Genomic DNA, 24581 nt, shown 5'->3' on the forward strand with positions numbered 1-24581 from the left:
CGTGTCCGGTGAGCGGCGCGACCGGCACCCAGGACCTGTACCTGCGGTTCGTCGGCGGCAGCGGCAACCTGTTCAACCTCAACTGGTGGCAGTTCGGCACCGGCGGCGACCCGACGCCCACGCCCACCCCCACCACCCCGGCCCCCACCACGCCCGCTCCCACCACCCCGCCGCCCACCACCCCGCCGGCCGGGCAGGCGTGCGGCGTCACGTTCACGCAGGTCGGATCCTGGTCCGGCGGCTACGAGGGCAGGCTCACCATCGCCAACACCGGGGGTGCCGCCATCAGCGGCTGGCGGGTGACCTTCTCGCTGCCCACCGGGCAGACCCTGTCGCAGGGCTGGAACGCGACCTTCGGCCAGCAGGGCAGCCAGGTCACCGTGACCAACGCCGCCTACAACGGACAGTTGTCCCCCGGCGGCTCGACCACGGCCGGCTACATCGCCTCCAGCACCGGCAGCGCCCAGGCGCCTACCAACCTCACCTGCACGTCCTCCTGACCGCGCGACGGTGACCGGGGGTGGGCCGGAGCAGGCCCACCCCCAGTCAGCGCGTACGGGACGGGGGCGCGGTGCTGTCGCGGACGACGAGCTCGGTGGCGAGCTCGATCCGCGGGCTCTCGATCCGCTCGCCCCGGGCGAGCCGCAGCACGGTACGCGCCGCCAGCATGCCCATCTCCGCGAGCGGCTGCCGGACGGTGGTCAGCGGCGGGGAGCACCACCGCACCTCGGGCAGGTCGTCGAAGCCCACCACGCTGACGTCGTCGGGCACCCGCAGGCCGCGCTTGCGGACCGCCTCGTAGACGCCGAGCGCCATCTGGTCGCTGGAGGCGAAGATCGCGGTCGGCGGGTCGGGCAACGCCAGCAGCTGGGTGCCGGCGGCGTAGCCGGACTCGTGGTAGAAGTTGCCCGGCCGGATGAGGGCGTCGTCGACGGCGACGCCCGCGGCGTCGAGCGCCGCCCGGTAGCCGTCCAGCCGGGCCCGGCTGCACATCAGCTGCGGCGGCCCGGCGATGAAGCCGACGCGCCGGTGGCCCAGGCCGAGCAGGTACTGGTTGGCCTCCAGGCTGCCCGCCCAGTTGGTGGCGCCGATGGTGGGCGCCTCCTGCGGGGCCACGCCGGCGGGGTCGACGATGACCACCGGCAGGTTGAGCCGCCGCAGCTCGGCCTGCAACGGCGGCGCCACCATCGAGGTCACGAAGATGACCCCCTCCGTGGACCGGCCGCGCATGTTGTCGAGCCACTGCTTGGCCGCCGAGGTGCGCTGGTGGATGGCCGAGACGACGGTGCCCGCGCCGCTGCTGTGCGCGACGTCCTCCACCCCCCGGATGATCTCCACGGCCCAGGGGCTGTCCAGGTCGTTGAAGACCAGGTCGATCAGGGCGGAGCTGGCGCGCCTGCTGGGCAGCCGGCGGCGGTAGCCGTGCCGGGTCAGCAGCTCCTCGACGCGCTCCCGGGTCTGCGGGGCGACGTCGGAGCGGCCGTTGATGACCCGGGAGACCGTAGGCACGGAAACGCCGGCCAGACGCGCGATCATCGCGATGGTGACGTTTCGGCTGCTGTCGGAACCCACGGCCCGCCCTTTCGTCTCACCTGGTGCCTACGGTCGCAGAAGGCTATCGCAGCAGCCGCCGGTCACCCCTTGACGCTGCCCGAGAGACCACTGATGAGCTGGCGTTCGGCCACGGCGTAGAAGCCGAGGGCCGGCACCATCGACAGCACCACGTAGGCGAGCACCCGGGCGGTGTCGTCGGAATACTGCCCCTGGAACGCCTGGACCCCGACGGGCAGGGTCCACCAGCTCTGGTCGGTGAACACGACCAGCGGCAGCATGAAGTTGTTCCAGCTCGTCACGAGGGCCAGCACGGAGACGGTGGCCAGCGCGGGGCGGGCCATCGGCAGCAGGATCCGCCAGAAGAACCCGAACGGGCTGCACCCGTCGAGGATCGCGGCCTCCTCGACCTCGCCGGGAATGGTGCGGAAGAACTGCCGCAGGATGATGACGGTGATCGGCAGGCCGAACGCGGCCTGGGGCAGGATCACCCCGAGGGGGTTGTCCAGCAGGCCCAGGCCACGCAGCAGCACGAACAGCGGCAGGATGGCCACCGCGAACGGGAACATCAGCCCCACGCCGAACAGGGTGAACAGCAGCTCCCGCCCCCGGAACGCGAAGCGCGCGAAGACGAACGCGGCCATCGCCGCCGCGGCGACCATGATGAACGTGCCGGTCACCGCGATGAGGACGCTGTTGCCCAGCTGCCGCCAGAACACCCCGGAGGTGAGGATGTCGGTGTAGTTGCTCGGCACCCACGGGTCGGGCCAGCCGAGGGGGTTGACGGACAGCTGCCCGTTGTCCTTGAACCCGCCGAGCACCCCGAACCAGACCGGCACGACGATGAGCGCGCCGACGGCGATGCAGACGAGGTGCAACACGAGGCGGCGGGCCCGCAGGGCGGGGTTCGCCGTGCTGGTCATCGGTTGTCTCCCTGGTTGGTGATCGCGCCCTCGGTGTCGCGGCGCAGCACGACGCGCTGGTAGATGAGGGCGAACACGAAGCTCAGCAGGAACATGACGATGCTGATCGCGCTGGCGTAGCCGACCTCGAAGCGGCGGAAGCCGTACTGGAACATCGTCACGGCCATCGTCTCGGAGGCGTGGATGGGGCCGCCGCCGGTGAGCACCCAGACCATGTCGAACAGCTGGATGGTGCCGATGACCGACAGGAAGACGCTGATCCGGATCGTCGGCCCGAGCAGGGGCAGGGTCACGTGCCGGAAGGCCTGCCAGGGCCCGGCGCCGTCGGTGGTGGCGGCCTCGTTCAGCTCCTTGGGGATGCCCTGCCGGGCGGCCAGGAAGAGCATCATGTAGAGCCCGAAGTACTTCCAGGACACGATCATGAAGACGGCGAACAGCACGGTGTCCGGGTCGGCGAAGATGGTGCCGGCGTCGGAGCCCAGCCACCGCGTGATCGAGTCACCCAGCCCCCGGTTCGGCGAGAACACCAGGTTGAACAGGACCGCGGTGGTGACCTCGGAGAGCACGTACGGGGCGAAGAAGATCAGCCGGTAGATGCTGCGACCCCGCAGGGGCTGGTTGAGCAGCATGGCCAGGCCCAGCGCGACGGGCAGCTGGATGGTCAGCGACAGCACGATCAGCACGAGGCCGTGCCAGAGGTCGCCGCGGAACGTCGGGTCGCCGAAGGCGCGGGTGTAGTTGTCCAGCCCGACGAAGTTCTGCGGCAGGTTGAAGCCGTTCCACTTGTAGAGGCTGGCGTAGCTGGCCACCACGATGGGGGCGATGACCAGCAGCAGGAACAGCACCAGGGCCGGGGTCAGGAAGATGGCGAGGACGCGGCGGCGGCCCGGCCGGGGCCGGGCGCCGCGCCGTCGCGCGGTACCCGGCCCCGGCGGGTCGGTCGCCGGGCCGCCGCGCCTGGTGTCCGGCACGGTCGATGGCCTGGTCATACGTGTTCCACTCGATTCTCTCAGCGGGCCACGGGTCGGGGGAACGGCTACTGGCTCTTCGCGACCGCGGTGATGTCCTTGAGGATCTCCGCGGACGTCTTGTTGCCGGCGATCAGTTCGGCGACGCTGTCGTTGACCTGCTGGCCGACGGCGGGCGGGTACGCCTGGTCGAGGTAGAGCTGGAAGCCGGTGGCGCTGGCCAGGGCCTGCGCGACGGTCTTGTTGTTGGGGTCGGCGATCGCGTCGGTCGCCTCCTTGACCGTCGGCAGCACCGCGCCGGTCTTGGCGGACTTGCGCTGGCTATCGACGCTGAGCAGGGCCTTGAGGAAGTCGAGGGTCGCGGCGGGGGCGTCCTTGCCGACGGCGAAGCCGTTGCCGCCGCCGAACACCTCGGTGGCGGAGCCCTTGCCGCCGTCGACGGCCGGGAACGGGAAGAAGCCGAGCTTGTCGCCGATGCCCTTCTTGCTGGTGGAGCTGGACGCCTGCACCGACGGGGCCCACTGCCCCATCAGCTCCAGCGCCGCGCCGCCGTTGCCCATGGTGGCGGCCTGGCCGTCCGGGGAGCCGTACTCGGCGCCGAGGAAGCCCTTCTGGAACGGCTGGAGGTCGATCAGCTCCTTGAGCCGGTCGCCGGCGGCCACGAAGTCGGGGGTGTCGAAGTTCTTGTCCTTGGCGGCCTGCTGGAGAGCGCCGAGCCCACCGATGCGCATGGACAGGTAGGCCCAGTAGAAGTGGGCCGGCCACTTCTCCTTGCCGGCCAGCGCGATCGGGACGATGCCGGCGGCCTTGAGCTTGCGGACCGTGTCGAGCAGCCCGGCCCAGGTGGTCGGCGGCTCGGTGATCTGGGCCTTGGCGAAGAGGTCCTTGTTGTACCAGAAGCCGACCATGCCAATGTCGAACGGCACGCCGTAGATCTTGCCGTCGATGGTGTAGGGCTCCAGGGACAGGGGCAGCAGGCTCCCGATCCACGGCTGCACGTCGTCGGTGATGTCCTTGACCAGGCCGGCCTCCGCCTGCTGCCGGAGCACGCCGCCGCCCCACGACTGGAAGAGGTCGGGCGGGGACCCGGCCTGGGTGGCGGTCGTCAGCTTGGCCTTGAACGCCTCGTTCTCCAGGGGCTGGATCTCGATCTTGACGTTCGGGTGCGCGGTCTTGTACTCCTCGGCCGCCGCCGCCCACACCGGCAGCATCGGCTCGGTGTTCTGGATGTGCCACCAGTCGATGGTCTGCGGGGCGTTCGGGTCGCCGGAGTCGTCGTCGCCGCTACAGCCGCTGAGCAGGTAGGCGCCGGCGCCGGCGCCGACGAGGCCGAGCAGCGATCTGCGGGAGAGGTGCGCTGACATGGTCCATCCCTTCGGGGACTCACGAGGTGCTCGGATGCTGATCGAGCCGGCAGGACTCGACGTAATCTTCGGAAGTTCCAATGCTTCGCCGGTATTACCGATCGATGGCGGGCACGCTACGACGAAGCGTATGTCCGGGTCAAGGGGTCTGTCCTAAGGCGACGTCAACGGCTACCGTGGTCGACACCTACCGATAATCCGGGCCGAGCGTCCGGAAGTTCCGAAAGCCGCACCATGAGGAGCCGACGTGTCGACCGAGACCGCTGACGTGGCGACCGCTGCCCGGTCGATCCGCAATCCCGTCCTTCCCGGGTTCCACCCGGACCCGTCGATCCTGCGGGTCGACGACGACTACTACCTGGCCACCTCCACCTTCGAGTGGTACCCGGGGGTCCGGGTGCACCACTCCCGCGACCTCGTGCACTGGCGTCCGCTCGGCGGGATCGTCACCGAGCGCCGCCTGCTCGACCTGCGCGGCTGCGGCGACTCCAACGGGGTGTGGGCACCCGACCTGACCTGGCACGACGGCCAGTTCTTCCTCGTCTACAGCGACGTGGCCAGCTTCGCCAGCGGCTACTGGGACCCGCAGAACTACCTCATCACCGCGCCCGACATCGCCGGCCCCTGGTCGGATCCGGTGCAGCTGCACGGGCGTGGCTTCGACGCGTCGCTGTTCCACGACGAGGACGGCAGCACCTGGATGCTGAGCATGCGCGCGGACTGGCGGCCCGGGCGCGACCGCTTCGCCGGCATCGAGATCCAGCGCTACGACCGCGCCGAGCGCCGCCTCGTCGGCCGCCCCCGGCTGCTGTTCACCGGCACGTCGGTCGGGCTGACCGAGGGCCCGCACCTCTACCGCCACGACGGCTGGTACTGGCTGGTCACCGCCGAGGGGGGCACCAGCTGGGAGCACCAGGTCACCGTGGCCCGCTCCCGCGAGCTGCTGGGGCCGTACGAGGTGGACCCGGCGGGACCGCTGCTGACCTCGGTGGGCCGGCCCGACCTGCCGCTGCAGAAGGCCGGGCACGGCAGCCTGGTGCAGACCCCGCACGGCGACTGGTACCTGGCGCACCTCGTCGGCCGCCCCTACACCCCGCTGGGCAACTGCGTGCTGGGGCGGGAGACCGCCATCCAGCGGGTCGAGTGGCCCGCCGGCGGCTGGCCGAGCATCCCCGGCGGCGTCCCGGCGGACGAGGTGGCCGCGCCCGGCCTGCCCGCGCACCCGTGGCCGGACGAGCCCGCCACCGACCACTTCGACGCCGGCGAGCTGGGCCCGTGCTGGTCGACGCTGCGCCGGCCCGCCACCGACGACTGGGTCGACCTGCGCAGCCGCCCGTCGCACCTGCGCGTCCACGGGGGACAGTCGCCGGTGGGCAGGCAGGCGCCCAGCCTGGTCGCGCGCCGCGTCGGCGCCACGCACTGCTCGCTGGAGACCGTCGTCGAGTTCGACCCGGTCGACCACTACCAACTCGCCGGGGTCACCGCCTACTACAACACCCTCAACTGGCACCACCTCTACCTCACCCGCGCCGACGACGGCCGGCGGGTGCTGGAGCTGCTCAGCTCCGACAGCGGGCGGCGCACGCCGTACCCCGAACTCACCGTCGACGCGCCCGGCACCGGCCCGGTCGGCCTGCGGGCCGAGTTCGACGGGCCCGTGGTGCGATTCTGGTACGACCTCGGCGCCGGGTGGCTGCGGCTCCCGGTGGAGCTGGACGCGACGATCCTGTCCGACGAGCACGCCGCGCTGATCATCGACGGCGAGCCGGCGGCGTGGGGCTTCACCGGCGCCCTGCTCGGGCTGTGGGTGCAGGACCTCGGCGGCGACGGGGCTTACGCCGACTTCGACCTGGCCACCTACCGGGAGCACTGACGACGCCCATGCGACCCGTCCCCGCACCCCGCCCCGGGGTGAGCGCCGACATCGTCGACACCACCCGTGGCGGGGGCCGGGTGCTCGGCCTCACCTTCGACGACGGGCCGAACCCCGCCGACACGCCGCGCCTGCTCGACGTGCTGCGCCGGCACGGCATCGCGGCCGTGTTCTGCCTGTGGGGCGAGCACGTCGACGCCCACCCCGAGGTGGCACGCCGGATCGTGGCCGACGGGCACACGCTGGGCAACCACAGCATGCGCCACGAGGACATGAGTTCCTGGTCCCCGGAGCGGATCGAGGCGGACCTGCGGGAGGCCGACGCGGCCATCCGCCGTGCCGTGCCGGGGGCGCGGATACCGTACTTCCGCGCCCCCTACGGCGCCTGGGGCCGCACGCCCGCCGTGGCCGCCGCCCTGGGCATGCGCCCGCTCGGCTGGCGGCTGGCCGTCGGCGACTGGGACCCGCCGGGGGCCGACGAGCTGGTCCGCCGCCTGTGCGACGGGATCACCCCGGGGGCCGTGGTGCTGCTGCACGACGGGGGCGGCGACCGCAGCCAGACCGTCGACGCGGTCGAGCGCGTCGTGCCCCTGCTGGCGGCGGAGGGCTGGCGGTTCGCCCTGCCACGGCGGCCGGACTGGCCCTGACGCCGGCCCGGCGGGTCGGGCGGGCGGTCCTCAGAACCCGGCGAGGACGATCTTGCCAATCGTCGCGCCGCTTTCGACCAAGGCGTGCGCCCGGCGCAGGTTGGCGGCGTCGATGCCGTCGATCCGCGTGGTCATCGTGGTACGCAGGACCCCCTTGTCCACCAGCTCCGAGACCTGCCGCAGAATGTGGTGCTGCGCGAGGCTGGCCGGGTCGTACAGGGGCCGGGTGAACATCAGCTCCCAGTGCCAGGCGATGCTCTTGGCCTTCAGGGGCAGCAGGTCCAGGCCCGCAGGCTCGTCGATGGCGACCACGGCACCGAACGGGCGCACGATCCGGGCGAAGGTCTCGACCATCCCGGCGGAGAACGGGCTGAAGACGTGGTCGACGCCGCCGGGCAGCGCCTCGGCCAGGTCCGCGTGGTGGTCGACGACGCGGTGCGCGCCCTGGTCGAGGACGAACCGCCGGGACTCCGGGCGCGACGCCGTCCCGACGACCTCGAGGTCGGTCAGGTGCCGGGCGAGCTGGACGAGGATGGAACCCACGCCGCCGGCCGCGCCCAGGACCAGCAGGGTGCCGGTGCTGGTGGCGGTCAGCCGGAGCCGGTCGAACAGTGACTCCCACGCGGTGAGCGCCGTGAGCGGCAGGGCCGCGGCCTCGGCGAAGTCCAGCGACGCCGGCTTCGGCCCGACGATGCGCTCGTCGACCAGGTGCAGCTCGGAGTTCGTGCCGGGGCGGACCATCGAGCCCGCGTACCAGACCTCGTCGCCCGGGGCGAAGAGGGTGACCGCGGGGCCGACGCGCTCCACCACGCCGGCCGCGTCGTACCCGAGGATCTTCGGCTCGTCGCCGGGGACGCTGCCGGCGCGGACCTTGACGTCGGCCGGGTTGACGGAGACGGCCTCGACCCGGACCAGGAGGTCGTGGTCCCCGGGCGTCGGGACGGGGAGGGTCAGGTCGAGCAGCGAGGACGGATCGGAGCTGGGCAGGTTCCTGCGGTACCCGACCGCACGCATCAAGTCAGCCATGCCCGGGACGCTATTTCGACGACCCTAGTTACCGTCAACGGTCATTGGTATCCGAAGGGAACTAGGATGGCCGCGTGCTCACGACCGCCTGCGGCCGGGCCCACGACGTCTACGACGCGTCCTGCCCGTGCCGCCACATCCTGGACCTGCTGGCCAACAAGTGGAGCGCGCTGGCGCTGGGGGCGCTGGAGGACGGGCCCCGGCGCTTCGGCGAACTCCGCGCCCGCCTCGACGGGATCAGCCCGAAGGTGCTCACCGCCACACTGCGCCGGCTGGAGGAGCACGGGCTCGTCGACCGCACGGTGTATCCGGCGGTGCCGCTGCACGTGGAATATTCCCTGACGGCCCTGGGATGGGACGCGTGCGAGCCACTGGCCCGGCTGCGCCGCTGGGTGGTGGAGAACATCGAGCGCTTCCCCGACCGGGCGCACGCGCCGCACGGCCAGTAGCCCCGGTCGGAGACGATGTCGACCGCGCGCCGGCCACGGCGGCGTCGCCGCGGTCGTCCCGGCGCACACCACGGGGCCGGTGCGGAGCTCGCCCCCTCCGCACCGGCCCCACCGGCTCGGCCAGCCGACGCGTCCGCGCCCGCCTGTGGCCGGTGCCCTGCCGGTGGTGATCCCGACGCCGGTCGTGGCCCGACCGGCGCCGGAGCGTCGACCCGCCGCCGGACGCGGTCAGCAGGTGGAGTTGGTCTGGGTGATCAGGCCCAGCCGCCAGGGCAGGCTGTTGTAGTCCCCACCCGCGTTCGGGTCCAGCCCCTGATAGAGGAAGCGCAGGTTGCAGGGGCTAATCGGCAGGGTCTGGTCGTTGCCGCTGCGGATCAGCTCACCGTGGCTGATGTCCCGCGACCAGGCCGTGCCGCTGAAGGTCACGTTGTTGTGCCGGGCGAACGGGTTGTTCTCCTCGGCGGCCAGGGCCTGCCACGGCCCGGCGATGCTGGTGGAGGTCCAGGACCGGAACCAGCGCCGCCCGTCGCTGCCGATCGCCTCGATCAGCAGCAGGTACCGGTCGCCGACCCGGTAGACGTTGGACGCCTCGAACAGCCGGTTCTTGTCGGTGTCCTGCATCGCGATCACCGGCTGGCTCATCCCGTTGGGGAAGTTCGCCACGCTCGTCTGCGAGCGGTAGAGGTGGCCGTTGTCGTCGGAGGAGAACAGGTGGCAGTTGGCGCTGTCGCAGATCACCCACATGTCGACCCAGTAGCCGTCGCCGATGTTGTCCCGGATGATCTGCGGCATGCCGCTGTAGAAGTGCTTCGGCGCGGTCCACCCGTTCGGGTTGCTGATGTCCGGGTTCGTCGAGTACGACGCGTTGCCCGTCTGGTAGACCAGGTACCACAGCCGCTGCGGCGCGAAGTAGAACACCTGCGGCGCCGCCCGGTAGCCGGTGCCGATGGGCGACTGGTCGAGGTAGTGGAACGTCGCCGAGCCCGCCTGCGACCAGTCGGTGAAGTTGAAGTAGACCAGGTTGTAGCCCGCCGACTGCGCCGTGCTGGCGAACACGTGGTACTTGCCGTCGTGGTAGACCACCGACGGGTCCTTGATCCCCGCGATGCCCCGGCCGTCGTTTTTCGGGCCGACCAGCGCGCCGCTGGAGGACCACCGAAAGCTGGACGGCAGCGTCCCGGTGGGCGGCGTGGTGGGCGGGGGCGTGGTGGGCGGGGGCGTGCTCGTGGGGGGCGGGGTGGTCGTGGGCGGGGGCGTGGTCGGGTTCGTGACGCCCCCCGTGCAGACGGTGCCGTTGAGGGTGAAGCTCGTCGGGGCGGGGTTGCTGCCGGCCCAGGAGCCGTTGAAGCCGAAGGACACGCTGGCGTTGGTGCCGATGGTGGCGTTGTAGCCGACGTTGCGGGCCGTCACCTGGGCCCCGCTCTGCGTCACCGTCGCGTTCCACGCCTGGGTCACCTGCTGCCCGGCCCCGTAGGTCCAGGTCAGCGCCCAACCGACGACCGCGTCACCCAGGTTCGTGACCGTCACGTTCGCGCCGAAGCCACCGGTCCACTGCGACGACACGGCGTAGCTGACCGAGCAACCGGCGGCAGCCGCCTGCGCGGGCAGCACGGCGGCGGCGCCGGAGGCGGCGAGCCCGGCGGCGGCCAGGACCAGGCCGGCTCGGACCCTCGCAGACTTTCGCACTGGCATTCCAATCTGTCATGGGTGTCGGAGACGAGAAGGCGGGCCGACGGCGGCGGACGCTCGCCCCGGGCCGGAACGGGCGTCGCGCGGCGCGCATCGGCTGGAGGTGCCCGGTGGCCGGGGCGCGGGGCGGGTGGACCCGCCGGCAACGTCCGCGCGCACGGCGTCGGGTGACGCTGGGCAGTGTGCGGCGGCGGCCCCGGACCTGCCGTTCGACACTGTCCCGCTCGACCGGCCGGCTCCGCAGCGGCGGGGCCGGCGGTCGGTGGAGCGTGCCCTTCGCTCCCGTAGCGGAGGGTAGCTTGTGACCGCTCACACTCACAAGGCATCGACCGGTGGCGATCTTGTCGCGTCGACCCAGGGCGGCTGTGGCTCCGCGGGGCCGGGCCGGCAATCCTGGCCCGACGCCACCGGGGCCTCCGGCGGCGCGCCGCCGACGCCGGGGCGACTTTTCGCCCCCGTCCCGCCATCCGGTCACCGGGCAACCGAACCCGTCGCCGGAAGGCCGCAAACCGCGACGAGCGGCCTGCGAAAACTCGCCAAACCGCCGGTAACCATCGGAGTTGCCGCTCACCGGACTGTCGGGACCCAACGTGTGAGATCCGGCCGAGTCCGACCAACCATCACCCTTGCAATGATTGTTAAACCTATGAATACTTCGACGCCTCCGATCGGGTGGGCCTCACCACCCGATCGGCTGCCCGGGGCAGTCCGAAAGGCTGCCCGCGCTCAGCTCCAGGAGGTACCACATGCGACTCTCCGGGTCCCCGCTGCGCCGCGCCACCGCCGTGTCGGCGGCAGGCGTGCTGGCTGTCGGCGCGCTGGCCGGCGCCCCCGCCCAGGCCGCACCCGCGACGCCCGCCTCCCCAGACAGAGTCACCGCGCTCGCCGCCGCACTCGGCGACCGCTCCGGCGGGGCGTACGCCCGCGCCGACGGCACCATGGTCGTCACCGTGACCGACGACTCCGCCGCCCGGCAGGTCCGCGCGGCCGGCGCGACCCCGAAGCTCGTCACCCGCGGCGCCGACGACCTCGCCCGCGCCACCGCCGCCCTCGGCAGCTCCGCGCGGATCCCCGGCACCGCGTGGTGGACCGATCCGGCCACCAACCAGGTCGTCGTCTCCGTCGACAGCACCGTCACCGGAGCGAAGCTCCAGCGCGTCGAGGCCGTCGCCGGCCGCCTCGGCGGCAGCGTCCGCATCGAGCGGGAGGCCGGGACGCTCAGCACCCGGGCCGCCGGCGGCGAGGCCATCTGGGCCGAGGGCGGTGGCCGCTGCTCGCTCGGCTTCAACGTCCGCAGCGGCGACACCTACTACTTCCTCACCGCCGGGCACTGCACCGACATCGCCGCCAACTGGTACGCCGACTCCGGGCAGAGCGTCCTGCTCGGCTCCGGCGGCACGGGCAGTTTCCCCGGCGACGACTACGGCATCGTCGCGCACAGCAGCGCGGCAGCCGCCGACGGCAGCGTCTCCCGCTACGACGGCACCGCCCAGGACATCACCGCAGCGGCCGACGCCTTCGTCGGCCAGAGCGTGCAGCGCTCCGGCAGCACCACCGGCCTGCACGACGGCACGGTCGAGGCGGTCGACGCCACGGTGAACTATGTCGAGGGCTCCGTCACCGGGCTGATCCGCACCACCGTCTGCGCGGAACCGGGCGACAGCGGCGGCGCGCTGTTCAGCGGGAGCACCGCCCTCGGCCTCACCTCCGGCGGCAACGGCAACTGCTCCTCGGGCGGCACCACCTACTTCCAGCCGGTGACCGAGGCGCTGAGCGTCTACGGGGTCGAGATCGTCTGATCATCGGTCGGGCGGCCGGGCGGGGCACGGGCTGTCGCCCCGCCCCGCCCGGCCGCCCTTCCCCGGGGCCGCGACGCAGCCTCCGAACGACAAACGCCAGGCATTTCGGCGCACGCCTGCACCGCGCCGAAATGCCTGGTGTACGCCTTCCCACCTCGCCTGTCACCGCGCTTGTCGACGCCAAGCTCCGACCCACGCCCGCCCGCATGGCTCCGCCCACCGCACGGGCGGTCCGGCATCGACGGCGCCGGAGCCGGTGACGGTGTTCCGACAATGCCCGGCCCGCGGGGACGCAGCCCTCCCGGCCGTGGCGCCGGAAACGTGGGAATGCGGCGCGACACTCGAATCGCCTGCCGCAGGAACGCGGTCTTTCCCGTGCCGACCCGGCGGGACGGCGCGCGGCCGACAACAGCGCCGACGGGCTCCGCCACGGACGCGATCCGCCGGCCATGGGAAAGCGTTCCCGTACCATCCGGACGACTCGGCACGGGCGAGGACCGCCTTACGCCGCGACGGGATCCGGGGCGGATCGGGCGACGGGGGCCACCCGGCCGGGCGCGATTCGAATTCGCCCAGGTGTGCGCCTTTCCGTTGAATGATGCGGATTTCGGCGTCTTGAGCGAAACGAACACTTCACCCTCCGGGCGGCCGCTATCGGCGAAGGCACCGAATCGACCCGGGCCGAACGGTGGAAATTGTCCACCGCTGATCCGCGTGTAACCTTCTGGCAATATCCATGTGGTCAAGTCGATCACATGACGATACCCGTTCGGGGAAAAGCGATTCGGAGTGCGGGCCGGGCACTCCTTTTGACGTCCGGGCTGATTGCGTTGGCCCTTCCTCTGACCGCGGCACCTGTCGACGCCCAGGGCCCGGCCGCCACCACCATCGCGATGCCCGAGTGCGCGTGGGCGTCGAAATACGGGGTTACGGGGCTGAATGCCTACTGGCCCGACAGCGCCGCCACCTACTGGTCGACCGTCTACCCCGTGACGGAGGACCTGGAGATCACCATCTCGGGGGTCTTCCCGGACGCCCGCTACGCGTCCTTCACCGTCTACGACGACAAGCCCACCTGGTTCAGCCGTAACGGTGCCAGCTCCAGCCTGCCCGACCACCTCATCGCACCGGACCCGGGCAGCGCCAACCCGTGGCAGGGCATCAGGGGGCCGGGCGGCCGGTTCACCATCACGCTCAGCCCGGACGTGGCCCCCGGGCAGACCAACCGGTTGCCGCTGTCCCGGGAGGACGCCGTGCCCGGGGCGAAGGCCTCGGTGATCTACCGGGTCTACCTGCCCACCGGCGGCGACTCGACGGTGGTCCTGCCGACCGTGACCCTGACCCAGGGGGGCGTGTCGAAGACGCTGCCCACCTGCCCTCCCGCACCACCGCCGACCCCGTCCCCGACCCCTCCGCCGCCCTCCCCGCCGACCAGCCCGTCACCCGCGCCCCCGTCGCCGACCGCCACGCCGACCGCCGTGCCGCCGGCCGCCGGGACGGAGGTGGGGGTGGCGACCTCCGACTCGACGGGGCAGTCGACCGGCGACGGGCCCGAGGGCCCCGGCCAGGCGAACCGCCCCAGCCCTCCCCCGATCACCGGCGACAAGCTCTTCACCCGCACGTCCGAGGTGGAGAACCTCGCTCCGAACCCGGACAACGCCTACCTCGGCACCTGGCTCATCCCGCCGGGGCCGGACCACGTCGTGGTGATCCGCGGCCGGGCGCCGCAGGCGGTCTCCGGGACCCGTCCGGTCTCCTGGCCCCGTCGGCGGTCCGAGGTCCGCTACTGGTCGATGTGCACCAACCTGGGCGGCCAGTACAAGCCCGTCGTGATCAACCGGTTCGCCGACGGGTCGACGAGCTACGGCTGCCGCTACAACGACGAGACCCGCGTCGACCGACACGGTAACTACGCCTTCGTCCTCGGCACGGAAGGCCAGCGGGCGGCCATCGAGGACGTCAGGAACACCACCTTCGTGCCCTTCTCCGTCTCCTACCCGACGGTCCCGCACATGGTCCTGCTCCGGCACCTGCTCCCGGTGGAGGACTTCCCGTACGCCGTGCAGAACGTGCCGATGAACAGCTCGGCGGAGACGGCGGCGGCGATCATGGGGGCGTACTACCCGCTGGTGACGGTCTGCTCGTTGGCCACGCTCACCACCGAGGGGCCCCACGGCTGCTCCGCCTGATCCGACCGGCGCACGCGCCACGATCGGGGTGCTGCCCGGGCTACGGCCCGACCACCCACCGCCCGGCCCGCTGGTCCCGCGGGCCGGGCGGACTGCCGTGGGGCTGGCCCGAGCAACCGTTGTCGCCGCTGCCGCCGGTCGTCCTAGCCGCCGGTTATCCTCGCCGCCGGTCGTCCTCGCCGCCGGTCGTCCTCCGCGTCGGGGCAACCGAGGCGGCAGTCCCGGCGGCTGGACCGGCACGTTGCGCCGGCGCGCCGATTCCGGCTGTCCGAGGGCTCCGGGAATGGCGCTGCCGGCTGCTGTGCTACGGGCAGCCCTACGCCACGACCGGCCCGTGCCGCGGCCGGCCGGTAGACGTATCGCCGGTTCGGACGTTCGCGCCCTGCGCCGCGTTCGGCGTTGCGCGGCCGGGAAGGCGACGCCACAGGGCCGTGTTCACCACCAGGACATCGGGGCGGGGTGCCCCGCGCGTGACGGCGTGCCCGTCAGCGCATCGACCGGGCCGCGGGCACGGCCGCCGTGCCGATGGCGTACGGGTTCAGCACGTCGGTCGGCTCGTCGGAGAACTCGACCTCCGTGCCCACCCGGAGCTGCGCGGCCAGTTCGACGAAGAGGTCCAGGGCGACGTGGTCCTCGAGCGCGATGCCGGTCGAGTCGAAGACCGTCTGCCCGTAGCGGGCGTCCGCCACGATGCCCGGGTCGGCGCAGATCTCGCTGAGCGAGGGGCCGAGGCGTCGCGGATCGAGGACCTGACTCTCGCCCTCCCGCGCCGCCTGCTCAGGGTGGTCGGGGCACACCAGCGCCCGGTCCACCAGCGTCCGGGGCAGCTCGACCTTGCCCACGATGTCGGAGCCGACCGCGTTGACGTGCAGGTGCTCCCGCAGCGAGGCGTCCGGGAAGACGGGACCCGCGCCGATGCCCACCGACGTCGCCGTCACCAGGATGTCGGCGGACCTCGCCACCTCAGCGGGGCTGGCCGCCGTCACCGCCAGCCCGGTGAAGCCGGCCCTACGGCCGAAGGACGCCAGGTGGGCGGGGTCGACGTCCCAGGCCAGCACCGCGTCGATCGGGAAGACGAGGCTCAGGGCGTGCAGTTGGGTGACCGCCTGCGCGCCGCAGCCGACCAGCCCGACCGTTCGGCTGTCGGGGTGGGCCAGCGCCCGGCTGGCCAGCGCCGACGCGGCACCGGTGCGCAGCGCGGTGAGCGCCGCGCCGTCGGCCACCACCGTCGTGCGCCCCGTCCGGTCGTCGAACCGGGCCACGCAGGCAGTGATCGTCGGCAGGCCGTGGTCGTCGACGTTCGCCGGGCTGTACGAGACGACCTTGATGGTGGTGCTCTCGTTCCGCTCCCGGTGCGGCATCCACTCGATCACCCCCGGGGCGGGCCCCTCCCGCTCGAAAGCCCCCCGGGCGGGCGACAACTCGGCCACGCCCTTGTGCACCTCGACGAACTTCTCGCCGAGACGCGAGATCAGCTCCGTCAGCAGCGCGTCGACGCCGACCTCGTTCATTATTCGGCCGATGTGCCGCTGGGTCAGAATGAGCATCTCGCTGGAACCCTGTCTGTCGAGCCACGGCTTCACCGTCGGGAACGCGTTCTGCGCGCGGAAAACAACAACCGGCCGGATTCGGCCGGAAAGCGCCACCAATAGAGCGATCGAAGGAAATTGTCATCCGTCGGCACGCGACAACATCGGATAGTAGTTGGCCCTCCAGCGGACGGCAATGGCCGACGCTCCCCGCATAGCCGATCCACACCACTTCCCGCTTCGGTTCACATCGTTTTCTCATCCAATTCGGAAACACATCGGAGCGAACCACCACACATCACTTGAGTCACCTCCCCCGCCACGGCGGCGGGCACCCCGCGGGCGGCGGGGGGGGGCACCCCGCGGGCGGCGGCGCGGCGGGGCCGGGAGGCCCGGCGCGAGGGCGGACAGGGGCGGCACCCCGACCACATCGACGATCCTCGTTGCCACAACACTTAACTTTCTTTATATTTCTATGGCGATAGATCACCTTCCCCGCCCCCCGGGAGGCACCCGTGCGACTCCTCGGCAGAACCATCCTGGCCGCCGGCCTCCTCGCGGCGGTCGCGCTGGCCCCGCTGACCCTCACCGGCACCGCTGGCGCGGCGGCGGCACCGACCGCCAGCTTCACCAAGGTCAACGACTGGGGCTCCGGGTGGGAAGGCAGCTACCGGATCACCAACTCCGGCAGCACCGCGATCAGCTCCTGGCGGCTGGAGTTCGACCTGCCCGCCGGCACCACCGTCGGCTCGTACTGGGACGCGCTGCTGACCAGCAGCGGTCAGCACCACACCTTCACCAACCGGTCCTGGAACGGCACGGTCGCCCCGGGCGCCTCGGTGACCTTCGGCTTCGTCGCCGCCGGCGTCGGCGCCCCGACCGGCTGCACCCTCAACGGCCAGCCCTGCGCCGGCGGCACCACCCCGACCACCGCCCCGCCGACCACTCCCCCGACCACCAGCGCGCCGCCCACGACGCCGCCGCCCACGACGCCGCCGCCGACCGCCGCCTCGCCGGTCGCCGCCAACGGCCAGCTCCGCGTCTGCGGCCGCCAGCTGTGCAACCGCGGCGGCCGGGCAATCCAGCTGCGCGGCATGAGCACGCACGGCATCCAGTGGTACGCCAACTGCGCCACCCCGGCCTCGCTGGACGTGCTCGCCCGCGAGTGGAACGCCGACGTGCTGCGTATCTCGATGTACGTCCAGGAGGACGGGTACGAGACCGACCCGCGCCGCTTCACCGACCTGGTGCACAACTACATCGAGCTGGCCACCGCCCGGGGCATGTACGCCATCGTCGACTGGCACATGCTCAGCCCCGGCGACCCGAACTACAACCTGACCCGGGCACGCGCCTTCTTCGCCGAGATCGCCGACCGGCACAAGGACAAGGTCAACGTGCTCTACGAGATCGCCAACGAGCCCAACGGCGTGCCGTGGAGCGCCATCAAGAGCTACGCCGAGCAGGTCGTCCCCGTCATCCGCAGCCGCGACCCGGAGGCCGTGGTGCTGGTCGGCACCCCCGACTGGTCGTCCCTCGGCGTCTCGGGCAGCGGCGGCGGGGTGGACACGATCGCGGCGAACCCGGTCGCCGGCGGCAACCTCATGTACGTCTTCCACTTCTACGCCGCCTCGCACGGCGACACGTACTACGACACCTTCGCCCGCGCCGCCGACCGGCTGCCGCTGTTCGTCACCGAGTTCGGCACCCAGGACTACTCCGGTGACGGCCCGAACGACTTCGCCATGGCCCAGCGCTACCTGGACCTGATGGCCAGCAAGAAGATCAGCTGGACGAACTGGAACTTCTCCGACGACTTCCGCTCCGGCGCGGTCTTCACCACGGGCACCTGCGGCAGCGGGCAGTTCGGCGGCACCGCCCGCCTCAAGCCGGCCGGCGCCTGGATCCGCGACCGCATCCGCACCCCCGACACCTTCTGACAATCCCCCCACACCCCCACTCGCCCCCTCGCCCCACCCGCCCCCCTCGCCCCACCCACCCGGCCAGGCTCCGGTGATCAAGAGAAATGTGTCATTCACGAGATCAACTCTGACGCAATCCTCTTGATCACCGGGGCGGGGAGGGGGGCGGGGAGGGGACGGCGGGTCAGAGGGAATGGAGCAGGGTGAGCGTCTGCGTGAGCTCGTCCCGCAGCGCCTTCCCGGCCGCCTCGGCGTCTCCCTCCGCGATGGCGCCCACCAGCATGGCGTGCCCCTCGTCGCCGTGGTTCGGGTCGTCGGCGCGCAGGTCGAGCAACTCCATCAGGTCGAGCAGCCGTTGTCGCAGCACCGGCACGAACTCGGTGAACAGGCCGGTGAGCACCGGGTTGTGCGCCGCGGCGACCACCTTCTCGTGCAGGACGATGTCGGCCGCGACGAACTCGGCGTCGCCGGCGGTCGCGGCAGCATGGCGCCTGGCCAGGGCCCCGTGCAGGGCAGCGATGTCCTCGTCGGTCCGGCGCTGCGCCGCCAGCTGCGCGGCGGCGACCTCGACGAGCATCCGGACCTCGTAGACATCGGTGATGGCCGCCTGGCGGAGCTGGGTGGACCAGCCCTCCCTGGGCTCGGTCGCGATGACGAAGACACCGGATCCCTGACGCGCCTGCACCAGCCCTGCGCCGGCGAGGGCGCGCAGGGCCTCACGGACGGTCGAACGCCCCACGCCGAGGGACTTGGCCAGGGCAATCTCGCCGGGGAGCTTCGTTCCGACGGACCATTCACCAGCGGTGATCTGCTCGCGGAGGCGGTCGGTGGCCTGCTCGACCAGGGGGGACGGCCGCAAGGCGCCTAGTGGCATCTGAGATTCACCCTTCCAGACCCATCGGGTTGTCTGAGGAGCTGAGTTGTTGTTACCGTACTCCCCATGCTGCCGCACGAGCTTCTTCTCCTCGGCTGCCGCTGCGGGGCCTGACACGACCGGCACCCCGCAGCGGGGTCCCGGGCTGCGCCGGTCACCGAATGGCCGACCGAAAGAAGTTCCGCACAGTGATCTCCCACTCTCAGGGCACGGTCTTCCCCACCCTGCACACTCCCTCCGGCGACGTCCCCGCGGACGCGCCGCGCTGGAATCCCCAGCGCCCCAGCGCGATGCCACATCACCGTTACCAGTCCGCGCACGAACGGGTCGCCCTGCCGCTCACGGACCGGACCTGGCCCTCGCGGCGGATCGAGCGCGCTCCCCTCTGGGTGCCCGTCGACCTGCGCGACGGCAACCAGGCGCTGGCCGAGCCGATGGACACCGGGCGCAAGCGCCGGATGTTCGACCTCCTGGTCACCATGGGATTCAAGGAGGTCGAGGTAGGCTACCCCTCCGCCAGCCAGACCGACTTCGACTTCGTACGCCACCTGGCCGACAGCGACGCCGTCCCCGAGGACGTCACCATCTCCGTGTTCACCGCCGCCCGCAAGGACCTGATCGACCGGACCATCGCCTCCGTCGAGGGGCTTCCCCGTACTCTCGTGCACCTCTACACCGCGACCGCGCCCACGTGGCGGAACGTGGTGCTCGGCCGCTCCCGTGCCGAAGTCCACCAGCTGATCCGGGACGCCGCCACCTACGTGATGCGCCGCGCCGAGGAGCGCCCGGACGTCGACATCCGGTTCGAGTTCTCCCCGGAGGTCTTCAACCTCACCGAGCCGGACTTCGTCCTGGAGGTCTGCAACAGCCTCACCGAGCTGTGGGAGGCGAGCCCGGACCGGCCGGTGGTCCACAACCTGCCGGCGACGGTGGAGATCGCGACCCCCAACGTGTACGCGGATCAGATCGAGTACATGGACCGGCATCTGGCGCGCCGTGGGTCGGTGATCCTGTCGGTCCACCCGCACAACGACCGCGGCACCGGCGTCGCCTGCGCCGAGCTCGCCGTCCTGGCGGGGGCGCAACGGGTGGAGGGCTGCCTGTTCGGCAACGGCGAGCGCACCGGCAACGTCGACCTGGTGACCCTGGCCCTGAACCTGTACGCACAGGGCGTGAACCCGATGATCGACTTCTCCGACATCGACGCGGTGCGCGAGGTGGTGGAGTACTGCAACCGGCTGCCAATCCACCCCCGCCACCCCTACGGGGGCGACCTCGTGCACACGGCCTTTTCCGGCACCCACCAGGACGCCATCGCCAAGGGCATGGCCCACCACGCCAAGCAGGCCGCCGAGCGGGGCGTCCCCGCCCGGCAGGCCCCGTGGGCGGTGCCGTACCTGCCCATCGACCCGGGCGACATCGGCCGCACGTACGAGGAGGTCATCCGCATCAACTCCCAGTCGGGCAAGGGAGGCATCGCGCATCTCCTCCGCACCCATCACGGCCTGGACCTGCCCCAGGCCATGCGCCCGGACTTCTCCCGCACGGTGCAACACGTCACCGACGCCACCGGTCAGGAGCTCACCCACAAGGAACTGTTCGAGCTCTTCCGCGCCACCTACCTCGCCCCGGCCCTGGACGGCCCGGTCACCCTGATGTCCTGGAACACCGCGGAGACCGCGCCCGGCGCGCACCGGTTCACCTGCACACTGCGGATCGACGGGCAGGAACGCTCCTGCCAGGGCACCGGCAACGGGCCGCTGTCCGCCCTCTCCGAAGCCCTCCGTGCGGTCGGCATCACGGTCGACATCCTCGGCTACGCCGAGCACTCCACCACCACCGGACCGGGCAGCCCCGCGGTCGCCTACGCCGAGTGCCGCGTGGACGACGTCACCTGCTGGGGCGCCGGCTGGGACACCTCCGTCCTCACCGCATCGGTGCACGCGGTCATGGCCGCCGTCAACCGCTCCCGACGGGCCTCCTCGTGACCGCGCCCCCGGTGCTGCGCGTGACGGACGCGACCGTCGTCCGCGACGGCAATCCGATCCTGTACGAGGTGTCGCTGACGGTGCGGGCCGGCGAGCACTGGGCGCTGCTCGGCCCGAACGGGGCGGGCAAGAGCACGCTGCTCGGCCTCCTCGGCGCCGTCGCGCACCCCACCCGTGGCACCGTCGAGGTGCTGGGTCACCGGCTGGGGCGCGTCGACATGCGCGAGTTGCGGTCCCACGTCGGCCACGTCAATCCGCGGCACGACCTGCGCTCGCCCCTCACGGTGCACGACGTCGTGCTGACCGGGCTGACCAACACCGTCGAACGCGTTCCCCGCTGGACGCCGACACCCGAACAGGTCGCGATGGCCGACCGGGTGATCGGCCTGCTCGGCCTCGGCGAGCGCCACGGCGCGCGGTGGCCGACCCTGTCGCAGGGGGAACGGGGCCGGGCGCTCATCGCCCGCGCGCTGATGCCCAGCCCGCGGCTGCTGCTGCTCGACGAGCCCGCGACCGGTCTCGACGTCGCCGGCCGGGAACAGCTCATCGAGCGGCTCGACGAGCTGCAACACGCCTACCCGGAGCTCGCGTCCGTCCTGGTCACCCATCACCTGGAGGAGCTTCCTCCCGGGACGACCCACGTGCTGCTGCTGCGGGACGGGCGCTGCCTGGCATCGGGCCCCGCCGACGAGGTCCTCACCAGCGACCAGGTCAGCAAGTGCTTCGACCATCCCATCCGGCTCACTCGCGCGGAAGGACGGTGGAGCGTACGGGCGAACCGCCCGGCCCGGCCACGAGCCGGCTGAGGCTCGCGCCGGGAGCGGTCACACGTCGGTGACGCGCAGGCCGGCGTGCGAGCGGTAGCGGCGGTTGACCGAGATGAGGTTGGCGGTGAACGCCTCCACCTGGTGCGCGTTGCGCAGCCGCCCGCCGTAGACGCCGCGCACGCCGGGGATGACGGCCGCGAGGTCCTGGACGAGGTCAGTGGCCTCGCGGTCGTCGCCGAGCACCAGCACGTCGGTGTCCACCGTGTCGAGGTCGGGGTCCTCCAGGAGCACGGCGGAGACGTGGTGGAACGCGCCGACCACCCGCGACCCGGTGAGGATGGCCGCGGCCTGCTGGGCGGCCGAGCCCTCGGCGACGGCGAGGGCGTAGGCGCCCTGCCTGTCGAAGCCCAGCGGGTTGACGCAGTCGACCACGACCTTCCCGGCCAGCGCCGGGGCAAGTTCGGTGAGCAGCTCGGCGTGGCCGTCCCACGGGACGGCGACCACGACGATGTCGCCGGCGGCTGCCGCGTCGGCGTTCGCCGCGCCCCGCACCCGGCCGGGCAGCGCCGCGGCGGTCTGCGCCGCCCGGTCGGCGTCCCGCGAGCCGAGCACCACGTCGAGGCCCGCTGCGGCGAAGCGGCGGGCGAGGCCGCGTCCCTGCGGGCCGGTGCCGCCGAGCACGGCGACGGTACGGCCGCGAAGCGTGTCGCTGACGGTCATGCCGGTGTCCTCTCGTAGACGACGAGCGGGTTGCCGCAGGGGTCGACGACCACCGCCCGCCGCTCGTGCGGGCCGGCCTGCGGGGCACCGGCCGTGGCTCCGGCCGCCGCCAGCCCGGCCAGGCAGGCGTCCAGGTCGTCGACCTGCACGCTGAGCAGGGTCCGCCCGGCGACGGGCTGCTGGGTGGCGTCGGCGAGGCCGACGGTGACCGCGCCGTCGGTGACGGCGGCATACCGGTCGCCGTCGCGGAACCGCACCGTCAGGCCGAGGCTGGTGTAGAAGGCGAGTTGGGCGTCCAGGTCCCCGGCGGGGACGATCACGTGCCCGATCCTCATGGGCGGAACCTCGGCATGACCTCGCGGGCGAACCGCTCGACGATCTCGACGGAGCGCTCGATGGGCAGGCCGAGCCACTGGGCGCGGAAGACGAAGTGGTTGTAGCCGGCGTCGGCGAAGTCGCGGATCTTCGCGGCGATGTCGTCGGGCGAGCCGAAGAACAACGCCTTCTCCTTGATCGCGTCCCACTGCGACTCGAAGAAGTCCATGCCGTACTGGACGTACTCGCCGTAGGAGCGGCGCACCGCGTCGCCGGCCACCGCGAAGGCGGCCTCCGCCGAGTCCGCGACGCACAGGTCGCGGTGGATCGGGAACACCGCGCCGGCCTCGCCGAAGCCGGCCGCCCGGCGCTGCTGGCGGTAGTCGGCCAGGTTGCCGACGGCCCAGTTGCGGCGCACGTTCGACGGGGCCAGCCACGGCAGGCCCTGCCGGGCGATCCGGGCGATGCCCGTCGGGCCGTTCGCGCCGACCCACACCGGCGGGTGCGGGCGCTGCACGGGCAGGACGCTGCACCGTACGCCGTCGAGGGCGAAGTGTCTGCCCTCGTGGTGGACCGTCTCTCCCGTCCACAGCCGCTGCATCACCGCGAGGGCCTCGTTCATCCGCGACACGCGGGTGCGCCGGTCGATGCCGAACGACGCGAACTCGACGTCGCGGTAGCCGGAGCCGATGCCCAGCACGAACCGGCCGCCGGACATCTGGTCGATGGTCGCGATCTCCTCGGCCCAGTGCACCGGGTGGCCCAGCGGCAGGATGAGGATGCCGGTGCCGAGCTGCATGGTGCCGGAGTGGTCGACGAGCCGGCTCAGCAGCGGCAGCGGCTGCGGCGTGCGCAGCGACGACAGGTAGTGGTGGATGCCGAACACCGAGTCGTAGCCCAGGTCGCGGACGTGCTGGACGTACTCGACGGTCTCGCCGAGACGCCGGCCCAGGTCGTCGCCGGGGGCGTACTGGTGGTCGAGGAGGATGCCGAACCTCACGCCGCGCGCCTACTCTTCCCGGGACCGGGTGTCGCTGAGCCGGAAGTAGGGCGCCACCAGCCGGTCCCGGTCGGCCAGCGCCTGGGCGATGCCCTTCTCGCGGCGCTCCTTGAGGAAGTTCCAGTCGCCCTCGTCGAAGCTGACGTTGGTGGCCCAGCCGTGCCCGACCCAGCCGGTCATCGCGCCCAGGCCCTTGCCCCGGGCCTCCATGACCACCTGCATCATCGACTTGCCCATCATCAGCGAGTCCAGCGGCATCACCGCGATCGCGTCGGCGTAGTCGTCGACCCACCGCTGCAGCTCGTCGCGCTCGACGACCTTGGTGACCAGGCCCTTGCGCTCGCCCTCCTCCGCGCCGATGGCACGCATGGTCAGCATGACGTCCTTCATCGTCGTCAGGCCGACCTTCTCGATCCAGTGGTACATGTCCTGCGGCGCGGGGCCGAGGTAGCGGAACGCCGGATGGGTGAACCGGGCGTCCGGGGAGGCGATGACGATGTCGGCCGACAGCGCGATCTGGAAGTGGCCGCCGTAGCAGTAGCCCTGCACCTGGCAGATGGTCGCCTTCAGCGACTCGATGATCGGGCGGGTGAAGCCGGAGCTGAGCACGTTGCGGTCGGGCAGGATGCGCTGCCGCTGCGCCGGCCGCCGCCGCGACGCCTTGTCGGTGCCGGTCCGGTAGCCGATGTAGTGGCCCAGCTCGGCGGCGTCCGCGCCGGTGCCGAAGTGCTCGCCCTCGCCCTTGAACACGATGACCTTGACCCGGTCGTCGGTCTCGGCCTCCCGCACCAGGTCGCCGACCCGCTCGAACGCGGCCACCGGGATGGCGTTGAGCCGCTCCGGACGGTCGAAGGTGATGGTCGCGACCGACCGCTGTTCGTCGACGTCATAGCGGACGTACTTCGCGAGGACCTCGGGGTCGACCTCCATGTTCTCGACGTCCCACTGGTGTTCCAGAAGCTCGGCTTCGGTCTTCTTCACGGCGGTT

At 71.9% G+C, this 24581-nt stretch carries 21 protein-coding genes; 9 read left to right on the top strand and 12 right to left on the bottom strand.

The genetic code is table 11. The annotated features are described in order from the left end of the window. On the top strand, positions 1-500 hold a 500-nt coding region (locus ACFYWL_RS29390; protein WP_386979435.1), incomplete at its 5' end, for a cellulose binding domain-containing protein. Positions 501-546: 46 nt separating this feature from the next. Here the strand turns inward: ACFYWL_RS29390 and ACFYWL_RS29395 are convergent. The 4 genes from ACFYWL_RS29395 to ACFYWL_RS29410 all read right to left on the bottom strand — a co-directional run bounded on the left by ACFYWL_RS29395 (position 547) and on the right by ACFYWL_RS29410 (position 4806). Beyond that, a complete protein-coding gene (locus ACFYWL_RS29395; RefSeq protein ID WP_386979438.1) occupies positions 547-1536 on the bottom strand; it encodes a LacI family DNA-binding transcriptional regulator in 990 nt (329 codons plus the stop codon). Between the two features lie 98 nt (positions 1537-1634). Continuing rightward, the gene (locus tag ACFYWL_RS29400) at positions 1635-2474 is read right to left on the bottom strand and encodes a carbohydrate ABC transporter permease (RefSeq protein ID WP_386979441.1); all 840 of its coding nucleotides are present in this window, start codon (positions 2472-2474) and stop codon (positions 1635-1637) included. Further along, positions 2471-3463, bottom strand: coding sequence for a carbohydrate ABC transporter permease (locus tag ACFYWL_RS29405; protein ID WP_386979444.1), 993 nt, complete (start codon positions 3461-3463; stop codon positions 2471-2473). Before ACFYWL_RS29405 ends, ACFYWL_RS29400 begins: the two co-directional genes overlap by 4 nt. A 47-nt stretch (positions 3464-3510) precedes the next feature. Beyond that, the gene (locus ACFYWL_RS29410) at positions 3511-4806 is read right to left on the bottom strand and encodes an ABC transporter substrate-binding protein (RefSeq protein ID WP_386979447.1); all 1296 of its coding nucleotides are present in this window, start codon (positions 4804-4806) and stop codon (positions 3511-3513) included. Positions 4807-5053: 247 nt separating this feature from the next. Between ACFYWL_RS29410 and ACFYWL_RS29415 the strand changes: the two genes are divergently transcribed. Continuing rightward, a complete protein-coding gene (locus ACFYWL_RS29415) occupies positions 5054-6679 on the top strand; it encodes a glycoside hydrolase family 43 protein (RefSeq protein WP_386979450.1) in 1626 nt (541 codons plus the stop codon). A gap of 38 nt (positions 6680-6717) precedes the next feature. Next, positions 6718-7326: a polysaccharide deacetylase family protein gene (locus ACFYWL_RS29420; protein ID WP_386979453.1), complete on the top strand. Its 609-nt coding sequence runs from the start codon at positions 6718-6720 to the stop codon at positions 7324-7326. A 30-nt stretch (positions 7327-7356) separates the two neighbouring features. Here ACFYWL_RS29420 and ACFYWL_RS29425 read toward each other — a convergent pair whose 3' ends face one another. Then, on the bottom strand, positions 7357-8352 hold the full coding sequence (locus tag ACFYWL_RS29425; RefSeq protein WP_386979455.1) for a zinc-binding alcohol dehydrogenase family protein: 996 nt from the start codon (positions 8350-8352) through the stop codon (positions 7357-7359). 74 nt (positions 8353-8426) lie between these two features. Between ACFYWL_RS29425 and ACFYWL_RS29430 the strand changes: the two genes are divergently transcribed. Beyond that, entirely contained in the window at positions 8427-8801 is a 375-nt protein-coding gene (locus ACFYWL_RS29430) for a winged helix-turn-helix transcriptional regulator (RefSeq protein ID WP_386979458.1), read from the top strand. A 228-nt stretch (positions 8802-9029) separates the two neighbouring features. Here ACFYWL_RS29430 and ACFYWL_RS29435 read toward each other — a convergent pair whose 3' ends face one another. Next, the gene (locus ACFYWL_RS29435; RefSeq protein ID WP_386979461.1) at positions 9030-10487 is read right to left on the bottom strand and encodes a non-reducing end alpha-L-arabinofuranosidase family hydrolase; all 1458 of its coding nucleotides are present in this window, start codon (positions 10485-10487) and stop codon (positions 9030-9032) included. 749 nt (positions 10488-11236) lie between these two features. On the opposite strand from ACFYWL_RS29435, the gene ACFYWL_RS29440 reads away from it, so the two are divergent. Both ACFYWL_RS29440 and ACFYWL_RS29445 read left to right on the top strand, forming a co-directional pair. Next, entirely contained in the window at positions 11237-12289 is a 1053-nt protein-coding gene (locus ACFYWL_RS29440) for a S1 family peptidase (protein WP_386979464.1), read from the top strand. Positions 12290-13182: 893 nt separating this feature from the next. Further along, entirely contained in the window at positions 13183-14478 is a 1296-nt protein-coding gene (locus tag ACFYWL_RS29445; protein ID WP_386979467.1) for a hypothetical protein, read from the top strand. Positions 14479-14963: 485 nt separating this feature from the next. Here the strand turns inward: ACFYWL_RS29445 and ACFYWL_RS29450 are convergent, their stop codons facing one another. Further along, positions 14964-16025, bottom strand: a complete 1062-nt coding sequence (locus ACFYWL_RS29450) for an ornithine cyclodeaminase family protein (protein WP_386979470.1) — start codon at positions 16023-16025, stop codon at positions 14964-14966. A gap of 518 nt (positions 16026-16543) precedes the next feature. Here ACFYWL_RS29450 and ACFYWL_RS29455 point away from each other — a divergent pair. Beyond that, the gene (locus ACFYWL_RS29455; protein WP_386979574.1) at positions 16544-17947 is read left to right on the top strand and encodes a cellulase family glycosylhydrolase; all 1404 of its coding nucleotides are present in this window, start codon (positions 16544-16546) and stop codon (positions 17945-17947) included. Between the two features lie 166 nt (positions 17948-18113). On the opposite strand, the gene ACFYWL_RS29460 is transcribed toward ACFYWL_RS29455, so the two are convergent. Then, a complete protein-coding gene (locus tag ACFYWL_RS29460) occupies positions 18114-18803 on the bottom strand; it encodes a FadR/GntR family transcriptional regulator (protein WP_386979473.1) in 690 nt (229 codons plus the stop codon). 290 nt (positions 18804-19093) lie between these two features. Between ACFYWL_RS29460 and leuA the strand changes: the two genes are divergently transcribed. Together leuA and ACFYWL_RS29470 are read left to right on the top strand one after the other, a co-directional pair. Beyond that, positions 19094-20791 (top strand): 2-isopropylmalate synthase, encoded by a 1698-nt coding sequence (leuA, locus tag ACFYWL_RS29465; protein WP_386979577.1) that lies wholly within the window; start codon positions 19094-19096, stop codon positions 20789-20791. 20 nt (positions 20792-20811) lie between these two features. Then, the gene (locus tag ACFYWL_RS29470) at positions 20812-21597 is read left to right on the top strand and encodes an ABC transporter ATP-binding protein (protein WP_386979476.1); all 786 of its coding nucleotides are present in this window, start codon (positions 20812-20814) and stop codon (positions 21595-21597) included. 18 nt (positions 21598-21615) lie between these two features. On the opposite strand, the gene npdG is transcribed toward ACFYWL_RS29470, so the two are convergent. Genes npdG through ACFYWL_RS29490 form a run of 4 tightly spaced genes read right to left on the bottom strand, consistent with a single transcriptional unit; the run spans position 21616 to position 24574 of the window. Continuing rightward, positions 21616-22278: an NADPH-dependent F420 reductase gene (gene npdG / locus ACFYWL_RS29475; protein WP_386979479.1), complete on the bottom strand. Its 663-nt coding sequence runs from the start codon at positions 22276-22278 to the stop codon at positions 21616-21618. Beyond that, positions 22275-22613, bottom strand: a complete 339-nt coding sequence (locus ACFYWL_RS29480; RefSeq protein WP_386979482.1) for a VOC family protein — start codon at positions 22611-22613, stop codon at positions 22275-22277. Before ACFYWL_RS29480 ends, npdG begins: the two co-directional genes overlap by 4 nt. Next, positions 22610-23593 carry an LLM class flavin-dependent oxidoreductase gene (locus ACFYWL_RS29485; RefSeq protein WP_386979485.1) on the bottom strand — a complete coding sequence of 328 codons (984 nt, stop codon included), beginning with the start codon at positions 23591-23593 and terminating at the stop codon, positions 22610-22612. Before ACFYWL_RS29485 ends, ACFYWL_RS29480 begins: the two co-directional genes overlap by 4 nt. 9 nt (positions 23594-23602) lie before the next feature. Beyond that, a complete protein-coding gene (locus ACFYWL_RS29490) occupies positions 23603-24574 on the bottom strand; it encodes an enoyl-CoA hydratase/isomerase family protein (protein WP_386979488.1) in 972 nt (323 codons plus the stop codon). Positions 24575-24581 lie beyond the last annotated feature (7 nt).

Origin of the sequence: Micromonospora sp. NPDC002575, from assembly GCF_042889525.1 — a bacterium.
Classification (GTDB): domain Bacteria; phylum Actinomycetota; class Actinomycetes; order Mycobacteriales; family Micromonosporaceae; genus Micromonospora; species Micromonospora carbonacea.

Excerpts from the sequence above, each read along its gene's own strand:
- ACFYWL_RS29395 (WP_386979438.1), bottom strand. The coding sequence starts at position 1,536 with ATGATCGCGCGTCTGGCCGGCGTTTCCGTGCCTACGGTCTCCCGGGTC.
- ACFYWL_RS29400 (WP_386979441.1), bottom strand. The coding sequence starts at position 2,474 with ATGACCAGCACGGCGAACCCCGCCCTGCGGGCCCGCCGCCTCGTGTTG.
- ACFYWL_RS29405 (WP_386979444.1), bottom strand. The coding sequence starts at position 3,463 with ATGACCAGGCCATCGACCGTGCCGGACACCAGGCGCGGCGGCCCGGCG.
- ACFYWL_RS29410 (WP_386979447.1), bottom strand. The coding sequence starts at position 4,806 with ATGTCAGCGCACCTCTCCCGCAGATCGCTGCTCGGCCTCGTCGGCGCC.
- ACFYWL_RS29425 (WP_386979455.1), bottom strand. The coding sequence starts at position 8,352 with ATGGCTGACTTGATGCGTGCGGTCGGGTACCGCAGGAACCTGCCCAGC.
- ACFYWL_RS29440 (WP_386979464.1), top strand. The coding sequence starts at position 11,237 with ATGCGACTCTCCGGGTCCCCGCTGCGCCGCGCCACCGCCGTGTCGGCG.
- ACFYWL_RS29445 (WP_386979467.1), top strand. The coding sequence starts at position 13,183 with ATGCCCGAGTGCGCGTGGGCGTCGAAATACGGGGTTACGGGGCTGAAT.
- ACFYWL_RS29450 (WP_386979470.1), bottom strand. The coding sequence starts at position 16,025 with ATGCTCATTCTGACCCAGCGGCACATCGGCCGAATAATGAACGAGGTC.
- ACFYWL_RS29460 (WP_386979473.1), bottom strand. The coding sequence starts at position 18,803 with ATGCCACTAGGCGCCTTGCGGCCGTCCCCCCTGGTCGAGCAGGCCACC.
- leuA (WP_386979577.1), top strand. The coding sequence starts at position 19,094 with ATGCCACATCACCGTTACCAGTCCGCGCACGAACGGGTCGCCCTGCCG.
- npdG (WP_386979479.1), bottom strand. The coding sequence starts at position 22,278 with ATGACCGTCAGCGACACGCTTCGCGGCCGTACCGTCGCCGTGCTCGGC.
- ACFYWL_RS29480 (WP_386979482.1), bottom strand. The coding sequence starts at position 22,613 with ATGAGGATCGGGCACGTGATCGTCCCCGCCGGGGACCTGGACGCCCAA.